Here is a 21,658-nt window from a genome sequence, read left to right as displayed (position 1 = left end):
ATGGATATTATCGACGCAGCGAATGAATTAAATGAGCTGAATATATCTCATGCTCTACGGAACCGACCACCAGCATTAACCAGTATCAACGGCATGTGTCGATGGTGTGAGGCAGAACCAGCAATACGCGGTGCATTCTGTAGTCGGGAATGTGGGGAGGATTATGAGCGGGATAGGCGGAAAATGAGGAATGTAAACAATGAGTGATTTTGGAGGTAGTAATACCCCGCCCGAATTAAAAGATTTATGGCAAACTCCACTACCATTATTTCTGGCACTCGATTTAGAATTCGGGTTTTATTTAGATGCAGCCGCCGATACTCAGAATACCCTGTGTGCACATTATCTCACGGAACGAGATAATGCACTGGAATGTGACTGGGTGAGTCACGGAGCTATATTCTGTAATCCGCCCTATTCCAAAATCTCGCCGTGGATTGAGAAAGCCGCTATCGAATGCCGGAAACAATTACAGCCTATTGTGATATTAGTCCCCTCTGATACATCTGTGGGCTGGTTTAAATTGGCAATGGAAACAGTGGATGAGGTCAGGTTAATAACGGGTGGCAGGATTTCATTTATTAACGCAGAAACACAAAAGACAGTGAATGGAAATAACAAGGGTTCATTGTTATTGATTTGGAGGCCATTTACTAGATCACGCAGAATAATAACAACTATTGAGCGAGATTATTTAATTAATGTCGGCAATAACGAAATAAGGAAAATAGCATGAAAGCAATTTACATCATGAGTAAAAAAGAAGTTAAAGAATATCTCAATACCGAATTCCAATATCCTGAATCTGACTATCCAAAATTAATTCAGGGAGATGTACAACTAATATGACTAACGAGTTCGAGAACGCCAGGAGGACAGTAGCGAGGGAATGCCTGTCCGAACTCAAACATCTACCCAAATACGATGATACCGCAGTTACCGCAATCCTCGATAAATACGTACCCCAATTTAAACCACTCAACCACATGAAATTCAGCGCTAAATCAGTGCTGGTGCACTATGTGCGGTTGATTCAGAAGGAATGAAAGATGGATAAAGATTTAATCTCAGAAAATGATGTTTTCGGTATGTTAGGAAAGAAAAGAACCGCAGTATATAGACTCAGAAAAAAATATGGATTCCCTGAGCCTGTTTTAAGTCATCCAGCAAGATATAGACGTTCGGCTGTGCGTCAATGGATCGATGAAGGCGGAGTCAACCGGAAGTCAGTTGTTTGACGTGCCATAATATTTTATCTGCATATAATTCATACGCTTCTTTTTGTTCATCAATCCAATCGTGCTTATTGTATACAGCCATAACCCCACCTAATTCATGCCCCAGCATCTTTTCGGTGACATGGGGCGGAATCCCTTCACTTGATAAATTAGTCACTAATGAGCGTCTAAAATCATGTGTACGCCATTCAGGTATATCGATAGACTTCCTTAATTTGTTCATATAGAGGTTTGCTGACGATCTATCTATAGCTTTATCCAATTCCTGTCCAGGAAACAAAATATTATTACCCATGCTTAAGAGTCGTTCTATATAAGGCGTAACTTGATCAAATATAGGCCGTCTTATTACATTACCCATCTTTGAATGAGCGACTGGAGTTGTCCAGATCAGGTCATCCATATTAAATTCACTGGCAGTGGCAAGCCGCAGCTCAGAAAGGCGAGATCCCCACAACAAAAGTAGCTGATGTAATACCTTATTAGAGGAAACTATTTTGTTATTTTCCAATGCCAACCAAACCTTAGCCAATTCCGTGTAAGTCAAAACTCTACTGCCTGTGTCTGGTTTCTTACCGATGTTCTTCACGCTGAGTTTCATCACCTCGCATGATGGGATAAACTGCCTCCCTATACACCAGTTAACAACTGATCGAATCTGAGTTAGAAGCACTCTGGCCTTTTTAGGATTTTCCTTTTCTTGCTTATCGAAAAACTTAACCCACGATGATACAGGTATGCTAGCAATTGGTGTACACGAAAACTGTGTGTACATTGTGTTGTACACGACAGACTTATAAAGTATTTGAGTATTAGGCTTTAATGTTGAGGCGTACTTATCCCACCAGTAGTCAAGACAGTCTTTTAAGGTTGCCTCACCCTCTGAACGAGAAAAATACGTTTTTGGATCAAGTCCTTTTGTGTACAATGAGCGCATTTCACCTACTGCTATTCTTGCATCCTTAAGTGTCATCTCAGGATAACGACCAACAGTCAGGCGAATGGGTTTGCCATTCCAACGATATCTGTGCTGAAATGTTACGGTTCCGTTTGGGGTGATCCTGACACTCAAGCCGTCACCATCGGTTAATTCAGGCTTGCCTTTGTAGGGCTTGTTGTGGATGCCACGAAGTTTAGTGTCGCTCAATGCCATATCTATAACCTGTACACAAGATGAAGCATGATTATGTACTCAATCTGTACACAATGGCAAGTGAACGAACCAACTACAACCCAAAACAAGCAGGAACAAATCGAAACGAATAAAGGTAAAAAACTTGATTAAAACAGTTAGAAAGAGATAAGATACAAACAGCTCGAAACAAAGTGAAACAGAGCGATAAAGAGTCCCCTTAGTTAAATGGATATAACGAGCCCCTCCTAAGGGCTAATTGCAGGTTCGATTCCTGCAGGGGGCGCCAGATAAACCTCTCCTAACGTCTTTTAAAGTCTATAAAATCCAAATAAATCAAAGATATTAAAAATTCGGCATCTGCCAACGTCTACTGATATCTATTGAAATCTTCTCCTTTTTGGTGGTACATATGGGGGTATAAAATACCCCTAATTTGGAGTACCCCCAATATGAAACTAACAGCTAAACAAATCGATACCAGTAAGCCCAAAGAGAAAGACTATAAACTGTTTGATGGTGGCGGGCTGTATTTGTTGATTAAAGCTAATGGTAGTAAATATTGGCGGCTTAAATTACCTGACTTTCGAAGGGATCCTTTATCGAATGAGAACAGGATGTCCGTGGCGGGATTTACCGGAGGAATTTGGAAAGTGGAATACACTCTTCAAACGTTTTAATGCCTGGTCAAAGAAAGGTATTTTTGATTTATTATTCAAATTGTTATCTGATAATACAGATACTGAATGGTTATTTATTGATGGGAGTATTGTCCGCGCTCATCAACATAGTTCGGGGGCAGCAGCTTCAACGGAAGATGAAGCCATCGGTAAAAGCCGGGGTGGGCGTTCAACTAAAATTCATTTGGCGGTAGAAAGTTATGGTTTGCCTGTCCATTTTGAGCTGTCAGGGGGACAAACACATGACATTGTGCATGCAGAAAGTTTGGTCACAGATTCACCGGCATCCGATTTTGTGATAGCGGATACAGGTTACGATAGCAGTGCCTTCCGAGATTTCATTGAAAAACAAGGTTCAACAGCGGTCATTCCTTATCGAAGAAATAGCCGAAAACCCGATAAGAACATCGACGATGTTTTATATCGTTATCGCCATTTGGTCGAAAATGCATTTGCCCAAATAAAGCATTTTCGAGCAATTGCAACCAGATACGATAAATTAGCGCGAAATTATGCCAGTATGTTAGCACTGGCGTTTGTCATGATATGGCTACCAATGTGGGTTGATTAAATCATAAACACTAAACGTCATCTATGGTCTCCCCCGTTTTTGCAACACCAATTTTGATACATTGTGGGCTTGCTTCAATCTATCCGGCGTCTCAATGAGCAAGTGTGCCCGCGCCTTAATGAGTTCTGCACCTGATGAATCTAACAACAGCCTCGGCTTCATTGAGCCATTGACGTTTACAGTTTTGCCATCAGGCAGATGGGCCATTTATGTCATCAATAATCAGTCTTCGCAAAACCAGATAAGTAACCGTTATTTTCTCAACTTATTGAAACCTTATAGGAAAAGTTCATTTTATTGATTCAAATACCTCTTTTTTGGTGATGATCGCCCAGGCGATCCGCGCTAGCTTATTCGCCAGAGCACAAGCTACAATACAGGAATGCTTTCGTGTTAATTGATTTTTGACCCATTCAGCCAGTTTTCCTGACTGATAAGCCAGTTTCTGTATATAAACTCGGGCGCATTGAACCAGCAATTTTCTGAGTTGTTTATTGCCTCGTTTACTTATCCCTAAAAGGGTATTATGCCCCCCGGTACTATATTGTCTCGGAACTAATCCTGTAGAGGCAGCAAATTCCCGACTGTGAGCATATTGCCTCCCATCTCCGAGTAATGAAGCCAGCAGACTTGCTGTGATAGGGCCGACTGATGGGATAGTCAGTAACCGCTGGGCCCCTTCATCTTGTTTGAGGGTTGAATCAAGTTCTTTTTCAATTTCATTGAGTTGTCCGACCAGATACAGATAATGAGCATGCAAACGTTGGAGCAGCTGTACCAGATAAGGAGGAAGGTCATGTTCAGTGATAACTTCAGATAACCGCTTAATCACTGCGATGCCTTTCGGCATACTGATCCCAAACTCCAATAAGAAAGCGTGCATCTGGTTGGTAGTTTTCACTTTGTCATTGACCAGAGATTCCCGAACACGATGTAATGCCCTCATGCATTGTTGATCTTCCGTGCGAGGCTGAACAAATCGCATAGAAGGCCGGGAAGCGGCTTCACAAATGGCTTCAGCATCAATGAAATCATTTTTATTGCTTTTGACGAAAGGCCGAACGAACTGAGGCGAAATCAATTTAGTTTCGTGACCGAGTGCAGCTATTTTACGCGCCATAAAATGCGAACCCGGACAAGCCTCCATCACGATAGTTGCACAAGGAGTGACGCTCAGAAATTCAATGAGCTTAGCGCGGGTCATTTTCTTACGATAAAGGGCTTTTCCATTTTGATCTTGGCAGTGTAGATGAAAGGTATGTTTACCCAAATCAATACCGATAAGTGTTGTGCTGTTCATGATGATGGCCTCTTCTAAAAGAAAATCACACTGTCAATTTACTGCAACAGGGTTGGGGAGACCATCTCATTACAGCCCCTAGGAAACAGCCCCTAGGAAAATATTCTTAAATTTCTCAATAGCTGTTTCCTGTTTATCGAAATTTATAAAATATGAGGATTGCCATTTTTGTGTTTGGAGTGCTTGTTTTGATGTAGGGAATACCCATGTAGGATAGACTCGAATACCTCTTTTACCAGCTTTAGTTAGACTTGAGAAAACACTTTGTTTTATCAGAACATGTGAGTCAAACAGAAAAATACCTTTTTGATGTTCCGAAAAAGTCGCTATTAGACAAAAATCAATGTCATCACTTTTTTCAAAAGGCATTATTTCTGAATCTAGAGTTGACCTTTTCCAAAGAGTAACAAATTGCCCTTGTTTATTAGGTGTTGTTTTAGCTTGACGAAAAACTATCGATTTACCATCCAGTTGAAACCGCATAGCACTATAATCACGGCTTTCTGTTTCGAGATAGGGAGTGGGCGTTAATGGGAATGAAGAAGGGAGTAGGAGATATTCTTTTATTTCGATAAAGGTACTAGGTAGATTATTTATATTTTGTTTTAATGATGACAATTTGCATTTCCTCTTTCTTGATTCTAATTATCATTTTATTGTTAATGCAATAAATTCCCTGTCCCAAAGGACAGGAAACTATATATTGGAGAGGGTAAATTCTCTTAATTAAGGTAAAGCGTCAGAGCCATACCAGGTTTTATCTCTTTGATTTTTATGTTTCTATTCCAACTAATCAAATCATTAAAATTTACACCATGGCGTTTAGCGATACTGAAAAATGAATCACCTTTGCGCACTTGATAGGTGACGGGGCCACTATTATCGATTTTCAGCACTTGGCCGATCTTAAGCCGATCAGCTGTTTTTAAGCTGTTCAGTCTTTGCAACTCTCGGTGAGTAGTCTTGAAGCGCTTTGCAATCGCGGACAATGTATCACCGGCACGAACGGTATAGTGACTTTGTTGCTGTAATTTGTAGGTATTGTGTTTAACCGTCAGGCGGATGTCATTCAAGACGTTTTTATTTGCCAAGGACGCCTTAAATTGATTAACGTTCTTCATTGGTAGCATGATGTAGTGCGGTCCATAAGGAGACGTCATACCTTGTTTATAGCCCGGGTTATATGCCCTGATTGATGTCAATGATAGCCCGGATAGTTCAGCCGCTTGTGACAACATGATCTGTTGCCCTACTTCAACCTTTGCCAGTGCGTGTTGGTTATTAGGCTTAGGAAATTTGAAACCAAACTGTTCGTTATGGCGAATGATATTACTCAGTGCCAATATCTTGGGAACATAGTGCATTGTTTCCCGTGGCAGTGACAACGACCAGAAATCTGTTGGTTTCCCTTGTGCTTTATTGTCTTTGATTGCACGTATGACCCTGCCTTCGCCACTGTTGTAAGCGGCAATGGTCAAAAGCCAATCCCCATTGAATCGTGCGTTGAGATATTCAAGCATATCAAGAGCGACGGTTGTTGATGCCGCAATGTCACGACGGGCATCGTACCACTTATCTTGTTTCAGTCCATAATGACGGCCAGTACTTGGAATAATCTGCCATAATCCTGCCGCCTTGGCATAGGAAGTAGCATGGGGATCAAAGGCACTCTCCACTATGGGCAGCAATACCAGCTCCATTGGCATATGTCGATTATCAAGTTGCTCAACTATCCAATAAATGTACGGTTCTGCACGCAAGATTACATTTTGGATATGGCCTTTGTGTTTCAAATAGTAACTTTGTTGTTCGCTCACCCTGCTATTATCAGGAACTTCCATCTTCAACTCATCGCGAATATGTCCCCACAAATCTTGTTGGGCTGTCGGACTCACCTTCCAGTTTGCAAGATCATCTGATTCTGCAATACCGTTTGCTTTCTGATTCGTTGAAGACATCTTCTGTGCTTGTTGCTGGGAAGGAGCCTTTGTTTGCAGGCTCGATTGACACCCAGCAAGAAGAACAGAGGTGAACAAGATCGTTTTTGTCTTCATGTTCTTTTCTAATGCTTGCCTAAAAGGTGAGCAATGATACTGGCCTATTGCGTAGAAGACAACCCAATAAAATTAAAATCGATCTTTATAAGCCCTTAATTGCTGAAAAATAGAAGAAAGTGGCATTGAATTAGGTTTGTTACCGATATTTTTTTGTAAATCAATATCGTGGCAATTTAAGAAAACATTGATTTTTTTCTCTGTTTGTAAATCAGTTGGGACTGTTGCTTGGTTATTTTCACGTAATTTAAGAATTTCTTGATAATAATCGTCAATAATCTGATTGTCGGGTAATATCGCTTTTGCAAATTTCATATTTGCCGCCGTGTATTCGTGAGCACAGCAGATCAATGTATCATCGGGTAATGATGATATTTTCTCCAGAGAGGAAAACATTTGTTCGGCTGTACCTTCAAATAGTCGTCCACAACCGCCAGAAAACAGCGTATCTCCACAAAACAGATAGGGAGCCTGATAGAATGCAATGTGGCCAAGGGTATGTCCTGGTAGTGCTATGACCCGGAAAGAAAAATTTCCTATTCCAACGGTATTATTTTCATGGACAATATGAGTTGTTCCTTTGTTTTGTGTCTCTTCAGGGCCATATACAGGTAATTCGGGATATTGTTTGAGTAGTCCGGGAACCCCGCCAACATGATCATAATGGTGGTGTGTCAGCAGTATCGCAGCGGGAGTCAGTTGATTTGCTGCTAAAATATCAATCACAGGTTGTGATTCAGCAGGATCGATAATGGCGCAATGCTTGTTTTCATCACAAAGTAACCAAATGTAGTTATCTGAAAGGGCTGGTATCCTGATAAGCTCCATTATATGCCTCATTTTTACAGTAGGTTTATAAGTAGGTTGAAAGGAAGATGACATGCGATCAGCACGTTCAATTAAGCAAATAACCCTCCCTGCTTCTTGGGCCGAGTTACCGTGGGGAGAATATTACCGCGTCGCCCTGGAACGTCAATTGGAACCGTGGTGGCCTAAAATCTTTGGTTTTCATTTAGTGAAAATTGGTAACTTAAGTGCCGAAATTGATACTCGTTCCTGTTTGGTCAGCCATCAAGTCAATATAGGGTTACAAGGGCAAAATATGGATGTCATTACTGATCCCAATTATCTCCCTTTTGCAACTAAATCTGTTGATGCCTGTTTGTTGGCGCATATGTTGACTTATAGTATCGATCCACATTGGCTTTTGAGAGAAGTCGATAGGATCATGATAGACGATGGTTGGTTGGTTATCAGTGGTTTTAATCCAATGAGTATATTGGGTTTCAGGAAAATGATTGCCCCAGTTTATCATCGGCAATCTTGCAGAGCTCAAATGTTTACAATGCTGCGCCAATTGGATTGGCTGCGTCTTCTTAATTATGAAATTATCCATCATACCAACTTCCATGTTTTACCGTGGCAAAGCGGAAATCGTTTTGATAGCTCCTGCATGTCAATATTGGGTTGTCTAAATGTGATTATTGCCCGCAAACGGACAATACCGTTGACATTAAACCCCATGCGGGCAACATTGATGAAACCAAGATTCAGTAATGCACTGGGGGCGGCGAAAAATATTCACCGACACTATGAGTTGGCGGGTTAATTTTCGTTTTCGATATAGCCATTATCCGTTTGAGTAGGGTTATTAGCGGCTGTGCGAGCCAGCTCATCACACCGTTCATTTTCCCGATGTCCGGCGTGGCCTTTGACCCAGCGCCAATCGATGTCATGTAGCGAAATAGCTTTATCGAGCCGCTGCCAGAGATCGACATTGACGACGGGAGATTTGTCCGCTTTTTTCCACCCGCGTTTTTTCCAGTTATGTATCCATTGGGTGATCCCTTGACGTACATACTGGCTGTCCGTCGTCAGGATCACGGTACAGGGACGTTTGAGAGCTTCTAATCCTATTATGGCTGCCATTAATTCCATACGGTTATTGGTTGTGCGAAAATAACCGCCACTCAAGGTTTTTTCTCGCTGTTGGTAGCGGAGTAAAACGCCATATCCGCCAGGACCAGGATTACCGAGGCAAGAACCATCGGTGAAAATTTCTACCTGCTTGTTCATTTTTGGTAGACTCTTCCTATATTGTCTGTAATCAAAAATCTAAGTCTGACACAAAAAAACATTATGAGCACTGCTATTACCCGCCAAATAGTTCTCGATACCGAAACAACCGGTATGAACAAATTAGGTGTTCACTATGAGGGACACAACATCATTGAAATTGGTGCCGTGGAGGTTATCAACCGTCGCCTGACAGGGCGCCATTTTCATATTTATATCAAGCCAGAACGTTTAGTTGATCCCGAAGCGTTTGAAGTTCACGGCATTAGTGATGAATTTTTGCAGGATAAACCAAAATTTGCTGATATCGCTGATGAATTTATTGAGTTTATCCGTGGTGCTGAGTTGATTATTCATAACGCAACGTTTGATATCGGCTTTATGGATTATGAATTCAGTAAATTGAATCGAGATATTCCACCCACTGCTGAGTTTTGTACCATTACAGATACTTTGGCATTGGCGAGGAAACTTTTCCCTGGCAAACGTAATAATCTCGATGCGTTATGTGACCGTTACCATATCGATAACTCAAAACGTACTCTTCACGGGGCGTTGCTCGATGCCGAGATTCTGGCTGATGTCTATCTGTCAATGACAGGTGGCCAAACATCATTGGCTTTTTCGATGGAAGGAGAAACGTCAGGCAATGCGCAGGTGGCAGAAATCCAAAAGATTACTCGCCCACAGTCAGGGCTGAAAATTATTTATGCTTCCGATGAAGAATTAATTCAGCATGAATCTCGTTTGGATTTGGTGGAAAAGAAGGGGGGAAGCTGTCTTTGGCGTATAAAACCTGAACAGACACATTGAGAAACAGTGGCAAAATGGGGGTAAATGCATAATTGAGGCGAAAAACCGTTCAAATGAACTGTTTTGTTATAAAAAGCGATTGACGGATTTTATCGTAGCCCGTATTATCCACCCCGTTCTTAACCAGAACGCCATGCGGTGCGGTAGTTCAGTTGGTTAGAATACCGGCCTGTCACGCCGGGGGTCGCGGGTTCGAGTCCCGTCCGCACCGCCAGAATTTATAAGCCCTGAGTTTTTGACTCAGGGTTTTTTGTTTTTTTTACAGAACATCTTCAATCCACTTATAAAAATACGTTGTCCCTGAAAATTCTCCGTTGGAATCGATGACAAAATTGGGGATCTGCCCGATTTCAATGAAACCACATTTTCGGTACAGTGTAGACGCTGGATCGTGAGTGCGCGTGTCCAATACCAGTAAATGACGTTGATATTGTTTCGCCAGGCGCTCAAGTTCATTCATCAACTTTCTACCAAGCCCACGCTGGCGGTAAGCGGTATGTACCATCAGTTTTTCCACGTCGGCACGGTGCAGTCCATTCTTTTTCTTGCAGAGGGAAAGTTGCACTGAACCTGCGATATTTTCACCTTCCAGCGCGACAAGGAGCACTCGATGACCTGATATAAGATCTGCTTCAACATCTTGCCAATATTGCTCTGCTTCGTTTTCTTCCAATGGCGCAATAAAGCCGACAGAGGCATTACTTTCGACACAGTTATGGAGTAAATGAATCAGCTCATCTTGCCGTGTATTGATGGAATCTAGTTGCATGATAGTGAGTATCGATATTGGACTGAATGTGAGGTTAGATTTAAGCATTTGTAGTTAGTTATGAAATAAAAAATGATTTGTAATATATACGCATTAAATTTCAAGTTGCAATTTAAAATACTATATGAAACGTAATTTCTCCCCGCGAAGCGGGGAGAAATTACACGCATCTTGCAGTTAGATTGGTATAGTTAACTTAACATCTGGCATATTCAATTATCAATTGAATTTCTTTCTTTAGTGATAGTTCTTAATGGAACTGACTTTGGCCTTTAGGTTTATTTTCTGTTCTTTATTTTTTAGTTGTTAATGACTTGATCCTCTTGATTATAAGTGAAAGTAGCATCTTGGCTATAATTATCGGGAAGAGCTATCTTTATAATCGGCACTATTTTCCCCGTGACATTATAAAATTCCCTTTGATCATGTTGTGCACCATCAAGCCCTCCTGGAAGATAAAAAAAGGCTTCGATGGGTAATTCATTGGGAATATTTTGGGGCCAGGTAGCCAATATTAATTCATTATTTATTGCCAACAAGAGCTGTAAACGTGCCTGAACGCCCTGTATGAAGGCATCAGCATGATTTTCCCCTGGTTTAATGCTGACATCAAAACCACACTGACTCTCTTCATCGCTTCCATTTTCTATCCACTGTTGCGCAGTAGTAATTCCAATTTGTTGACAAGGCGCACTGTGGGAAATTCCAGGAGTAGCACCACATCCTTTTTCATCTCTGTCGGCAGAGACTGCATTGATAGGGAAATAGCAAAGAGCTTCAGGATGTTTTTTATTATTTGCCGATGCGGATAAATAAGGAGAAAAAATGAAACCATTTGTGTAACCAGCATCTAATGTAATAAGTTTTGAATCAGTTCTCAAATAAGAAAATGAGACACCACCGCTACTTTGTGAGTGTGGACTTGGATTCCAAGAATAATAATAATCTGAAGGGACTGTTCCTCTTAACATAATCCCTGAACATAAAAATGCAGGATGGTCCCCATCTCCACAATTATTTCTAGTGTCGTTATATCGTTGAGTTAATTCTGTCGCAAGATCGTAACCAGAGTTTGTATTTATTGAATTAACGTTGGAAAAAGCTATTTGTAATCCCAATAAATATAATGAAATAAAAATAATTATTTTCTTCATGTTATTTCCTTAATTATTTTTGAATACACTTAAATGATGGCGAATTTATAAACTCACCTTTTTGCGTCATTAATTCAAATTACTTTTTTTTATCACCTAATAATTAAACTTTATTGAGTTGCTGGCATATTTTTATGGGTGACTTTTATAGTGGGTGATAATTTATTTAAAATAAAAAATAGAATAATGATAGCTGTCCATAAATGATTTATTTATAAATTTTTATTTTGTTTTTCTATTTTTTATAGAGAAATTATCTTTCACAATAGACTTTCAAGCTATGGCATATAAGCAAGGGAATATATCCCTGGAACAGGAGATATCACCAAAATTGCAGTTGACATCAAAATATATTACAAGTGAATTTTGTTCATTATCCGAATTTGACTGAAAAATGGGTCTTTTTGGTCTTGATTAACCTATTGGGTATCGTGTCTAATACGCGGCTTTCTATTGCTGCGCAAGTTATGCTGAGAAATTATTCTCTATTTGCGCAATAACACCTTTAGTTGTCTGCATGATCTCGATAGGGCACCAAAACAACGAGGTAAATCAAAGAATTATTGTCAAGGAGAAATTAAGATAGTCCTCCTTATCATCTGGCATTAATTATCTGGTATTAATGATTGCGGTTTGTATGCTGCGCTGCGAAAATTAGTTCTTAGTTTACTAACGCTTTTATCCGACTTGGAGTAAAGAATGACCACTCGTAAAACCCTTGCTAATGCTATCCGCTTTTTAAGCATGGACGCTGTGCAGAAAGCAAAATCAGGGCATCCTGGCGCACCAATGGGAATGGCCGATATTGCTGAAGTGCTGTGGCGCGACTATCTGAACCATAACCCTTCTAATCCTGGCTGGGTTGATCGTGACCGTTTCGTGTTATCTAATGGCCACGGCTCCATGCTGATATATAGCCTTCTTCACCTGACGGGTTATGATGTTTCTATTGATGATTTGAAGAACTTCCGTCAACTACACTCTAAAACGCCGGGCCATCCCGAATATGGCTATACTCCAGGCGTAGAAACCACTACTGGTCCATTGGGACAGGGTATTGCCAATGCAGTTGGTTTTGCGATTGCAGAACGCACACTGGCAGCGCAGTTCAACCGTCCAGGCCATGATATCGTCGATCATTATACTTATGTGTTCATGGGTGACGGCTGTATGATGGAAGGGATCTCCCATGAAGTTTGCTCTTTGGCGGGGACACTGAAACTGGGCAAATTGATCGCGTTCTATGATGACAACGGTATTTCTATCGATGGTGAGGTAGAAGGTTGGTTCACTGATGATACCGCAGCACGCTTTGAAGCCTATGGCTGGCATGTTATCCGTGGCGTAGATGGCCATGATTCTGAGGCTATTGCAGCAGCCATCGACGCAGCACGTAAAGAAACAAACAAACCCTCTCTGTTGATGTGCAAAACCATCATCGGCTTTGGTTCACCAAACAAAGCAGGCAAAGAAGAATGTCACGGTGCTCCATTGGGTGATGCTGAAATTGAAGCAACCCGTAAAGCGCTGGGGTGGGAACATCCTGCGTTTGAAATTCCTCAGGGCATTTACGCTGGCTGGAACGCGCAGGAAGCAGGCAAGGTTAAAGAAGCCACTTGGGAAGAGAAATTTGCTGCATACGCGCAAGCTTATCCAGAATTGGCTGTTGAATTTAACCGTCGTACCCGCGGTGAGCTGCCAGCAAACTGGGAAGCGGAGTCCAAGGCATTTATTGAAAAGCTGCAACAGAACCCAGCCTCCATTGCCAGCCGTAAGGCATCACAAAATGCACTGGAAGCATTCGGTAAAGTTCTGCCAGAATTCATGGGTGGCTCTGCTGACTTAGCACCAAGTAACCTGACCATGTGGTCTGGCTCTAAGCCTCTGAACGAAGTTCAGGACGGTAACTACATTCACTACGGTGTGCGTGAATTTGGTATGTCTGCCATCATGAACGGTATCGCGTTGCATGGTGGTTTTGTGCCTTATGGCGCAACATTCCTGATGTTCGTGGAATATGCCCGTAACGCTGTACGCATGGCAGCACTGATGAAAGTGCGCAGCATTTTCGTTTATACCCACGATTCCATCGGATTAGGTGAAGATGGTCCAACTCACCAACCAGTTGAGCAAATTGCCAGCCTGCGTGTAACGCCAAATATGAGCACATGGCGTCCATGTGACCAGGTTGAATCTGCGATTGCGTGGAAATATGCTATTGAGCGCAAAGATGGCCCAACCGCATTGATCTTCTCTCGTCAAAACCTGGCACAACAGGATCGTACTACTGAGCAATTGGCGAATATCGAGAAAGGGGCTTACATCCTGAAAGATTGTGCAGGCCAGCCTGAATTGATTCTGATTGCAACGGGTTCCGAAGTCGAATTGGCGGTGAAAGCGGCTGAACAACTGACTGCCGAAGGTCGTCAGGTTCGCGTGGTTTCTATGCCATCTACCGATGCTTTCGATAAGCAAAATGCTGCATATCGTGAAGCGGTATTGCCAGCGGCAGTTTCTGCCCGTGTTGCTATCGAAGCAGGTATTTCTGATTACTGGTTCAAATACGTTGGTATCAATGGTGCTATCGTTGGTATGAATACTTTCGGTGAATCTGCACCTGCTGATGTTCTGTTCAAAGAGTTTGGCTTTACGGTTGAAAATGTAGTAGCCAAAGCAACGGGTTTGCTGAAATAATCAGCAAATAATCCATAATAAGCGCATTCGTATCAATTTCAGAGCGAATGCGCTCTTTTTTTGTTCAACCTTTCCTCCAAATGTGACGAATGGCGCTTGCCATCATTCCTTTTTTCTCGTAGTCTTCTTTTATAATGGCTGAACCGTTTCAGTTAAACGTAGAAATGAGATAATAAAATGTCTTGTCCGTCACAAACTGGCTAATTTTGTGAGGAATTATCAGTACAAGTAGACATTGCTCAGTTATCCTAAGCGGTCGCGTAACTATAGAGAAATTCAGGGAGTAACATGACTATCAGGGTAGCGATTAATGGTTTCGGAAGAATAGGGCGCAGCGTCTTGCGTGCTCTTTACGAATCCGGGCGTCAAGCTGAAATTTCAGTGATCGCTATCAATGAGTTGGCAGACGCACAAGGCATTGCTCACTTATTGAAATACGATTCCAGTCATGGGCGTTTTGCATGGGATGTACGCCTGAATAATGATTTATTGCAAGTAGGAAACGACAGTATCCGGCTATTTCATCAACCGAATATCTCGGCTTTGCCGTGGAAAGAGTTGGGCATTGATATTGTTCTTGACTGCACAGGTAGGTATGGTGAACGAGCAGACGGAGAGTCTCATATCGCCAGTGGAGCCAAGAAAGTCCTGTTTGCACATCCGGGAGGAAATAATCTGGATGCAACCGTCGTATATGGTGTCAATCACCATGCATTGGTTGCCGAAGATCGCATTGTTTCTAATGCATCCTGTACAACAAACTGCATCATTCCAATCATCAAGGTATTGGATGATGCGTTCAATATTGAATCTGGTACGGTGACAACCATCCACGCATCAATGAATGATCAACCCGTGATTGATGCTTATCACCGTGATTTACGTCGAACCCGGGCGGCCAGTCAATCCATTATTCCTGTTGATACAAAACTGGCAGTGGGGATCACACGTATTTTTCCTAAATTCAATGATCGGTTTGAAGCGATTTCTGTTCGGGTGCCGACTATCAATGTGACCGCCATTGACCTAAGCGTAACTGTCTGTTCGCCAGTAAGTGTGGAAGATGTGAACCAGCTCCTGCAAAAATCAGCGGCCAGGGAGTTTCGTGGTATAGTGGATTACACTGATTTGCCGTTGGTCTCAACGGATTTTAACCACGATCCCCACAGTGCTATTGTGGATGGCACACAAACGAGGGTTAGCGGGAAGCACCTGATTAAAACCCTTGTGTGGTGTGACAATGAGTGGGGCTTTGCCAATCGCATGATTGATACGACGCTGGCAATGGCCGCAACCGGTTTCAAATAATCATTTGTTGTGTCACAAACGGCCCACAGCAGAAGATTGAGTAATTTTATAAAGAATCAATGAGAGGATTCACCATGTCTGTAATTAAGATGACTGATTTAGATCTAGCGGGTAAACGCGTATTGATCCGTGCTGATCTGAATGTGCCTGTAAAAGATGGCAAAGTTACCTCTGATGCACGTATCCGTGCGTCTTTGCCGACGATTGAGGCTGCGTTGAATCAGGGAGCCAAGGTCATGGTTACTTCTCACCTGGGACGCCCAACTGAGGGAGAATACAACGAAGAGTTCTCACTGCAACCTGTCGTTGATTATTTGAAAGAAGCACTTTCTTCTCCTGTTCGTCTGGAAAAAAACTATCTGGATGGTGTTGAAGTGGTAGAAGGCGAACTAGTTATCCTGGAAAACGTTCGCTTCAACAAAGGTGAGAAAAAAGACGATGAAGCGTTATCAAAGCAGTATGCGGCACTGTGTGATATATATGTAATGGATGCTTTTGGTACTGCGCACCGTGCGCAAGCGTCAACTCACGGCGTTGCCAAGTTTGCCCCCATTGCTTGTGCTGGCCCCTTGCTGTCTGGTGAATTGGAAGCTTTGGGTAAAGCACTGCACAGCCCTGCCCGTCCAATGGTGGCGATTGTGGGGGGATCTAAGGTTTCAACCAAACTGACAGTCCTTGATTCACTGTCCAAAATTGCCGATCAGCTGATCGTAGGGGGTGGGATTGCTAATACGTTTGTTGCCGCAGAAGGGCACAACGTTGGCCGTTCACTGTACGAAGATGATTTGATCTCAGAAGCAAAAAAACTGATGGAAAGCTGCGACATCCCGGTTCCTACCGATGTTCGTGTTGCGACAGAATTCTCTGAGACTGCGGAAGCAACGCTAAAATCTACCAGCGAAATTAAAGATGAAGAGCAGATCCTTGACCTGGGTGATGCTTCTGCCGAACGTCTGGCTGAAATCCTGAAAAGCGCCAAGACCATTTTGTGGAATGGTCCGGTAGGCGTTTTTGAATTCCCTAACTTCCGTAAAGGAACCGAAATTATTGCCCGCGCAATTGCTGAAAGCGATGCTTTCTCAATCGCAGGTGGTGGCGATACCTTAGCGGCAATCGATCTGTTCGAAATTGCCGATAAGATCTCTTACATCTCTACTGGTGGTGGTGCTTTCCTTGAGTTCGTTGAAGGCAAAAAACTGCCCGCCGTTGTGATGCTGGAAGAACGTGCTAAAAGTAATTAAGTTGTAATAAACAGGCAGCATTGGCTGCCTGTTCAATGTCAATACAGGACCACGTAACATGTCTAAAATTTTTGATTTCGTAAAACCGGGTGTCATCACTGGTGATGATGTTCAAAAAGTCTTTGCCGTCGCTAAAGAAAACAATTTCGCGTTACCAGCGGTTAACTGCGTCGGTACTGATTCCATCAACGCAGTGTTGGAAACGGCGGCAAAAGTACGTGCTCCGGTCATTATCCAGTTTTCCAACGGTGGTGCTTCTTTCATTGCTGGTAAGGGCCTGAAAGCAGAAGGTCAACAAGCCGCGATTATCGGTGCTATTTCTGGTGCTCACCACGTTCACCAAATGGCAGAACATTATGGCGTGCCTGTTATCCTGCATACCGACCATTGTGCACGTAAACTGCTGCCATGGATCGACGGCTTGCTGGAAGCGGGTGAGAAACACTATGCGCAAACTGGCAAACCTCTGTTCTCCTCCCACATGATTGACCTGTCAGAAGAATCTCTGGAAGAAAATATCGAGATTTGCAGCCAATATCTGGCACGTATGGCGAAAATCGACATGACACTGGAAATCGAATTGGGTTGTACGGGCGGTGAGGAAGATGGTGTTGATAATTCCCATCTGGACAGTTCTTCCCTGTATACACAGCCGGAAGATGTGGCCTATGCGTATGAGAAACTGAACGCTATTAGCCCACGTTTCACCATCGCGGCTTCTTTCGGTAACGTCCACGGTGTATACAAACCAGGCAATGTTAAACTGACGCCAAAAATTCTGCGCAATTCACAGGACTACGTTTCTGAAAAATTCAGCCTGCCACACAACAGCCTGGACTTTGTCTTCCACGGTGGCTCTGGCTCTACCGCAGAAGAGATTCAGGAAGCCGTGAGCTACGGTGTAGTGAAAATGAATATCGATACCGATACCCAGTGGGCAACTTGGGAAGGTATTCTGGACTACTACAAAAAGAACGAAGGCTACCTGCAAGGCCAGTTGGGTAACCCAGAGGGCGCAGATAAACCTAACAAGAAATTCTACGATCCACGTGTTTGGCTGCGTGCGGCTCAGGCTTCTATGGTTATTCGTCTGGAGCAAGCCTTTAAAGAACTGAATGCGGTTGATGTGCTGTAATAAATTGTTATTTATATGAAATTTATGATTTAGCAACATTCCTTCAGGTGTTTTTCAACTCTCCGTGTTACCGGGTTAATGTATTTAGCCCAGTAACACGGAGAAGACAAGCGCAGTGCGTCAGTATCGCACCAAACACAACGGCCAATATCACGGACAGAAAAGGCGCCTTGATGGCCTTTACCCAGCCCCAAGCATAAACTGATCCAATGCTGTCAACATGCCTATAAGCACAATAGCCACACTTAACAGTGATACACGTTGTGTTTGTGGTACTCGCTTTAGTGGACAGCGCTCAATTTTTAGTATTACCATTACTTTTTTTGATATCTTTTAGAGAAATAGAACGCCTTTTTCAATTAGACGTTCTGGTATATAGCTATCTAATTGTAAGTGTTTGCAAAACTCCTCAAATTGCTGGAGTGAATGAACATTCGCTTTTTGATAGATGTTATAAACTCTATTTTCTATCGTTTTGTGACTAACGTTGTATATTTGGGCAATTTCTTTATTTGCGCGCCTTTGCAGCATGAAGAAAATAATGTCCAACTCACCACGAGTAAACAGGTCTGTGGTTGCTTCTGTAGTGAGTATGCTGGGTTTGTGACGATTAATGTATTTTAAGGGAGAGAAGCTACTTAATGGCTTAGCATTCCAAACTATCCCGATACACTCTTTTTCATCGTTATACACGGGAAATTTTTCACTGATGAAAGGGGCCAAATTGTTTTTTCCGTACCAATAATGTGTTTCGATAATGGAAACTCTATCTTTTGCTTCCTCAGCTCTCCGGTCATGCTCTTTGAGATCTTGTGAAAATTGGTCGTCAGACCAATCAGTTGGAAATTCACAGTCTAACTTACCTTCAATATCAAAGTATTCTGGTGTGTTGGTGTAAAGATAAGCCGCTTTATTCATATAGATATGTCTGGAGTCCAAATCCTTAATACCCCAAGGATCGCTGAGATGTTCCATCATGGCAATTAGTCCCTTGAAATAGGGTTCATTATTTTTATAGGATAAACTCATCTCTATCTCAAATAATTGTTAGTTTATTCATTGTAAATAAGGATGTTTGTATTTATGTTTCTACTTGTATTGATTCCATATTCATCAAGGTTAATTTTCCAAGGTAATTGTTGAGTTGAAATTTAAAATATCGGTGCAAGTCATATTTCATCTGTTTTTGTCTGCTTTTATGCTATTTATTATCTGTTTTTTGCAAATCTCTCCAAAAATATAATTTACTCAATTAATATTTTTTATAATAAATAATTGCATCCAAGAAAAAATTGGTATCACTTTTACTGTTCAATAGCAAGAGTGTTTTTCACCCTTTCCTGCTCTTATAAAAAAAGTTTAGTCTAAAAAATCATATAAATTAGCTAGTTATATATTTTTCTGGGCGTTAATATGTATAAGAAGCAAAAAATGGAACACCTGAGAAAAAACTTGCAATATTTACTCGATTCCAGAGGGGAAACAAGAGTATCGCTCTGTCAGAAAACAGGCCTTAATCGTACAACTATTTATAATATCTTAGAAGATAGAGTGCAAAACGTTCACTCTTCCACAATACAGAAAATCTCCAATTTCTTTGGCGTATCATATAGTGAAATAGAATCAACTGATATCGCAGAAAAAGAGCGTTTGGATAGGAGCATTTCTTATGAGGGAAATATGAATCCCTGTGCTGTTCCATTATTTATGCAATCTGAATGTGTTACTTCCGAATTTCTGGACGGTAAGATAGGTACCCTGCTTGTTGGAAGGCAGCTGACCTATTATTTTGGCACTGGGCCTAATGTTGTTGCCGTTTTACTTGAGGATGATTTATCAGGTAAACATAATTCAGGGGATTTATTAATAATCAGGAGAGGTAATTACCAGAGTAACAATCCAAAACTATGTTTCGATCCAAAACAGCAGCAGTTTCATATCAAAGAATCGAATAAAGAGAGTTTGGATAATTGGATAGTCATTGGAGACATAATGGAAGAAAGGTTCGGATATGGAGAAAACTTCCTTATCACATAGATGTATCATATGAATATTTATACAACTTAGCGGTTAATAACCATGCTATACATAAGGTAAATAATATTCTTGATTTTTGTCTTGCTGTTGACAACAGAGGTATCGCGGTTTAAATAATATTTAATAATATCAACGAGTTAATTTTATTTATTTGTTTTTTTGTTTATTCATCATTAAATAATGACACATTTATCCATCATCAAAATCAACATTTGTGTTTTTATATGTTGATTTTGATATTTGTCTGGTGTATTAATTTCATTATCAAAACATAAGATAAAATTTATATTTTGTCTGGACGTTAGATTAGGGAGACACTTCTCCTTCTGTGCGGACAAATTATTTTCATTATTTTGAATTAAAATATTACTCGCCCACACCAGGGCAATGTTAGTTCGTTTTTTGAACTATAATTATAGTCGCCAGTCTCTTAATCGAAGATGTCTGATTAAGAGACTGGAACTATCATCACGCCATTATATTACAAGCTAACGTAGCAATAACCGGCAAGGTGTTTTACACCAGAGGCAAGTAAATATCAGTGACAGCCTCGGCTTCGGTCACAGCTGGGAACAACTTTACTCGTTCAAAAAAGAGCGGGAAATCCCGAACTTCTTGATTATGTTCCGCTAACCAATTTGTATACAAATAATTGACTATGGGAGTTATTCCCTCATCTGAACCCGTGTATCTAATATAAGCACATTTTCCTGATTTGATTGTTTTTAATGCAACTTTTGCATTCTTAACCTCAAACTTTGGCGAGATCTCTACACACAAATCAAACTGATACTCTTGCGGGTCAATGTTTGCGGGATCTGCATAAACAAAATTAAAAGTTCGGTGACGTTCTGGGGATAATTTATTATTGATTCTCCACTCTTTGAACTCTCTGATTGTATTGCCAATATTGGATGGCGAACCTTTGTGTTCCATAACTGCCACAGTGGTTTCTGGAAAATTGACAATTTTTACTTCAACAGGAGATAATTTCTCACTCATCATTTTAGTCCTGATATTATTTATGATTTGGTAGTGTCTGTGCCAGACAGACCAATCAGGTTTTTTTCTGAATTCAATAGGACTTTGACCAACCGAACTTTTGAACGCTCTGGAGAATGCTTCAGGACTTTCATATCCACATGCAAGAGCAATATCTATTACTGAATTATCGTTATACGCTAATTCAAAAATAGCTCTTTTCAATCGAATTTGCCTGATATATGCAGCAACACCGATACCATAAGTTGCAGAAAACAATCTGTGAAAGTGATATTTAGAACAAGCTGCAATGTTACTCAAGCTTTCGCCATCCATATGTGTATCAATATGTTCACCAAGCATATAAACTCTGTAACTGATATGGGGTTACATGTACTCGTGTTGTTTGTAATTAAATGAAAAATAAGAATAAATTGATGTTTGGTGTTTTCATCCGTTTTGGTGTTTGCGGGTT

General features: G+C 41.3%; 19 protein-coding genes, 2 tRNA genes and 3 pseudogenes. 14 read left to right on the top strand and 10 right to left on the bottom strand.

The genetic code is table 11. The features are described 5' to 3' along the window. The 3 genes from IQ209_RS09860 to IQ209_RS09850 all read left to right on the top strand — a co-directional run bounded on the left by IQ209_RS09860 (position 1) and on the right by IQ209_RS09850 (position 1,238). Complete coding sequence (locus tag IQ209_RS09860) at positions 1–207, top strand: hypothetical protein (protein WP_193851134.1); 207 nt, start codon at positions 1–3, stop codon at positions 205–207. After that, a complete protein-coding gene (locus IQ209_RS09855; RefSeq protein WP_193851133.1) occupies positions 200–736 on the top strand; it encodes a phage N-6-adenine-methyltransferase in 537 nt (178 codons plus the stop codon). Before IQ209_RS09860 ends, IQ209_RS09855 begins: the two co-directional genes overlap by 8 nt. Positions 737–1,049: 313 nt before the next feature. After that, positions 1,050–1,238 (top strand): AlpA family transcriptional regulator, encoded by a 189-nt coding sequence (locus tag IQ209_RS09850; protein WP_193851132.1) that lies wholly within the window; start codon positions 1,050–1,052, stop codon positions 1,236–1,238. Here the strand turns inward: IQ209_RS09850 and IQ209_RS09845 are convergent. Next, positions 1,216–2,391 (bottom strand): site-specific integrase, encoded by a 1,176-nt coding sequence (locus IQ209_RS09845; protein ID WP_193851131.1) that lies wholly within the window; start codon positions 2,389–2,391, stop codon positions 1,216–1,218. The genes IQ209_RS09850 and IQ209_RS09845 overlap by 23 nt on opposite strands. A 193-nt stretch (positions 2,392–2,584) precedes the next feature. On the opposite strand from IQ209_RS09845, the gene IQ209_RS09840 reads away from it, so the two are divergent. The 3 genes and pseudogenes from IQ209_RS09840 to IQ209_RS09835 form a co-directional block, all read left to right on the top strand. Further along, positions 2,585–2,659: transfer RNA gene (locus IQ209_RS09840), tRNA-Arg, on the top strand. Between the two features lie 163 nt (positions 2,660–2,822). Further along, positions 2,823–2,945 (top strand): annotated as a pseudogene (locus IQ209_RS18305) (integrase arm-type DNA-binding domain-containing protein); the annotation flags it as partial. Between the two features lie 4 nt (positions 2,946–2,949). After that, positions 2,950–3,621, top strand: a pseudogene (locus IQ209_RS09835) (IS5 family transposase); the annotation flags it as partial. Between the two features lie 289 nt (positions 3,622–3,910). Here the strand turns inward: IQ209_RS09835 and IQ209_RS09830 are convergent. The 4 genes from IQ209_RS09830 to gloB form a co-directional block, all read right to left on the bottom strand. Next, entirely contained in the window at positions 3,911–4,921 is a 1,011-nt protein-coding gene (locus tag IQ209_RS09830; protein ID WP_193851130.1) for an IS110 family transposase, read from the bottom strand. 78 nt (positions 4,922–4,999) lie between these two features. Continuing rightward, positions 5,000–5,539, bottom strand: coding sequence for a MepB family protein (locus IQ209_RS09825; RefSeq protein ID WP_228005804.1), 540 nt, complete (start codon positions 5,537–5,539; stop codon positions 5,000–5,002). Between the two features lie 104 nt (positions 5,540–5,643). Then, positions 5,644–6,975 (bottom strand): murein transglycosylase D, encoded by a 1,332-nt coding sequence (gene mltD, locus IQ209_RS09820; RefSeq protein ID WP_193851129.1) that lies wholly within the window; start codon positions 6,973–6,975, stop codon positions 5,644–5,646. 72 nt (positions 6,976–7,047) lie between these two features. After that, positions 7,048–7,803 (bottom strand): hydroxyacylglutathione hydrolase, encoded by a 756-nt coding sequence (gene gloB / locus IQ209_RS09815; RefSeq protein WP_193851166.1) that lies wholly within the window; start codon positions 7,801–7,803, stop codon positions 7,048–7,050. 52 nt (positions 7,804–7,855) lie between these two features. On the opposite strand from gloB, the gene IQ209_RS09810 reads away from it, so the two are divergent. Further along, positions 7,856–8,584, top strand: a complete 729-nt coding sequence (locus IQ209_RS09810; RefSeq protein WP_193851128.1) for a class I SAM-dependent methyltransferase — start codon at positions 7,856–7,858, stop codon at positions 8,582–8,584. On the opposite strand, the pseudogene rnhA reads toward IQ209_RS09810, so the two are convergent. Next, a pseudogene (rnhA, locus tag IQ209_RS09805) lies at positions 8,581–9,113 on the bottom strand (ribonuclease HI). The gene IQ209_RS09810 and the pseudogene rnhA overlap by 4 nt on opposite strands. 1 nt (position 9,114) lies before the next feature. Between rnhA and dnaQ the strand changes: the two are divergent. Together dnaQ and IQ209_RS09795 are read left to right on the top strand one after the other, a co-directional pair. Then, positions 9,115–9,864 (top strand): DNA polymerase III subunit epsilon, encoded by a 750-nt coding sequence (dnaQ, locus tag IQ209_RS09800; RefSeq protein WP_193851126.1) that lies wholly within the window; start codon positions 9,115–9,117, stop codon positions 9,862–9,864. Between the two features lie 137 nt (positions 9,865–10,001). Further along, a tRNA-Asp gene (locus tag IQ209_RS09795) sits at positions 10,002–10,078 on the top strand. A gap of 45 nt (positions 10,079–10,123) precedes the next feature. Here IQ209_RS09795 and IQ209_RS09790 read toward each other — a convergent pair. Both IQ209_RS09790 and IQ209_RS09785 read right to left on the bottom strand, forming a co-directional pair. After that, positions 10,124–10,633, bottom strand: a complete 510-nt coding sequence (locus IQ209_RS09790; RefSeq protein WP_193851125.1) for a GNAT family N-acetyltransferase — start codon at positions 10,631–10,633, stop codon at positions 10,124–10,126. A gap of 299 nt (positions 10,634–10,932) precedes the next feature. After that, positions 10,933–11,787 (bottom strand): hypothetical protein, encoded by an 855-nt coding sequence (locus tag IQ209_RS09785; protein ID WP_193851124.1) that lies wholly within the window; start codon positions 11,785–11,787, stop codon positions 10,933–10,935. A 699-nt stretch (positions 11,788–12,486) separates the two neighbouring features. Between IQ209_RS09785 and tkt the strand changes: the two genes are divergently transcribed. From tkt to fbaA, 4 genes are all read left to right on the top strand, one after another. Continuing rightward, positions 12,487–14,481 carry a transketolase gene (gene tkt, locus IQ209_RS09780; RefSeq protein WP_193851123.1) on the top strand — a complete coding sequence of 665 codons (1,995 nt, stop codon included), beginning with the start codon at positions 12,487–12,489 and terminating at the stop codon, positions 14,479–14,481. Positions 14,482–14,769: 288 nt separating this feature from the next. Further along, a complete protein-coding gene (gene epd, locus IQ209_RS09775; RefSeq protein ID WP_193851122.1) occupies positions 14,770–15,789 on the top strand; it encodes an erythrose-4-phosphate dehydrogenase in 1,020 nt (339 codons plus the stop codon). Between the two features lie 74 nt (positions 15,790–15,863). Then, complete coding sequence (gene pgk, locus IQ209_RS09770) at positions 15,864–17,030, top strand: phosphoglycerate kinase (protein WP_193851121.1); 1,167 nt, start codon at positions 15,864–15,866, stop codon at positions 17,028–17,030. Positions 17,031–17,088: 58 nt separating this feature from the next. Next, a complete protein-coding gene (gene fbaA, locus IQ209_RS09765; RefSeq protein ID WP_193851120.1) occupies positions 17,089–18,165 on the top strand; it encodes a class II fructose-bisphosphate aldolase in 1,077 nt (358 codons plus the stop codon). Between the two features lie 333 nt (positions 18,166–18,498). On the opposite strand, the gene IQ209_RS09760 is transcribed toward fbaA, so the two are convergent. Next, positions 18,499–19,194, bottom strand: a complete 696-nt coding sequence (locus tag IQ209_RS09760) for a LuxR C-terminal-related transcriptional regulator (protein WP_193851119.1) — start codon at positions 19,192–19,194, stop codon at positions 18,499–18,501. Positions 19,195–19,578: 384 nt separating this feature from the next. Here IQ209_RS09760 and IQ209_RS09755 point away from each other — a divergent pair, with 384 nt between their 5' ends. Then, positions 19,579–20,202, top strand: coding sequence for a helix-turn-helix transcriptional regulator (locus IQ209_RS09755; RefSeq protein WP_193851118.1), 624 nt, complete (start codon positions 19,579–19,581; stop codon positions 20,200–20,202). Between the two features lie 516 nt (positions 20,203–20,718). Here the strand turns inward: IQ209_RS09755 and IQ209_RS09750 are convergent. Then, entirely contained in the window at positions 20,719–21,546 is an 828-nt protein-coding gene (locus IQ209_RS09750) for a GyrI-like domain-containing protein (RefSeq protein WP_193851117.1), read from the bottom strand. Positions 21,547–21,658: the final 112 nt, after the last annotated feature.

The organism is Xenorhabdus sp. BG5, from assembly GCF_015163665.1.
Taxonomy (GTDB): domain Bacteria; phylum Pseudomonadota; class Gammaproteobacteria; order Enterobacterales; family Enterobacteriaceae; genus Xenorhabdus.
The sequence above is the reverse complement of the archived record's forward strand: the minus strand, read 5'-3'. Positions and strand labels throughout refer to the sequence as shown.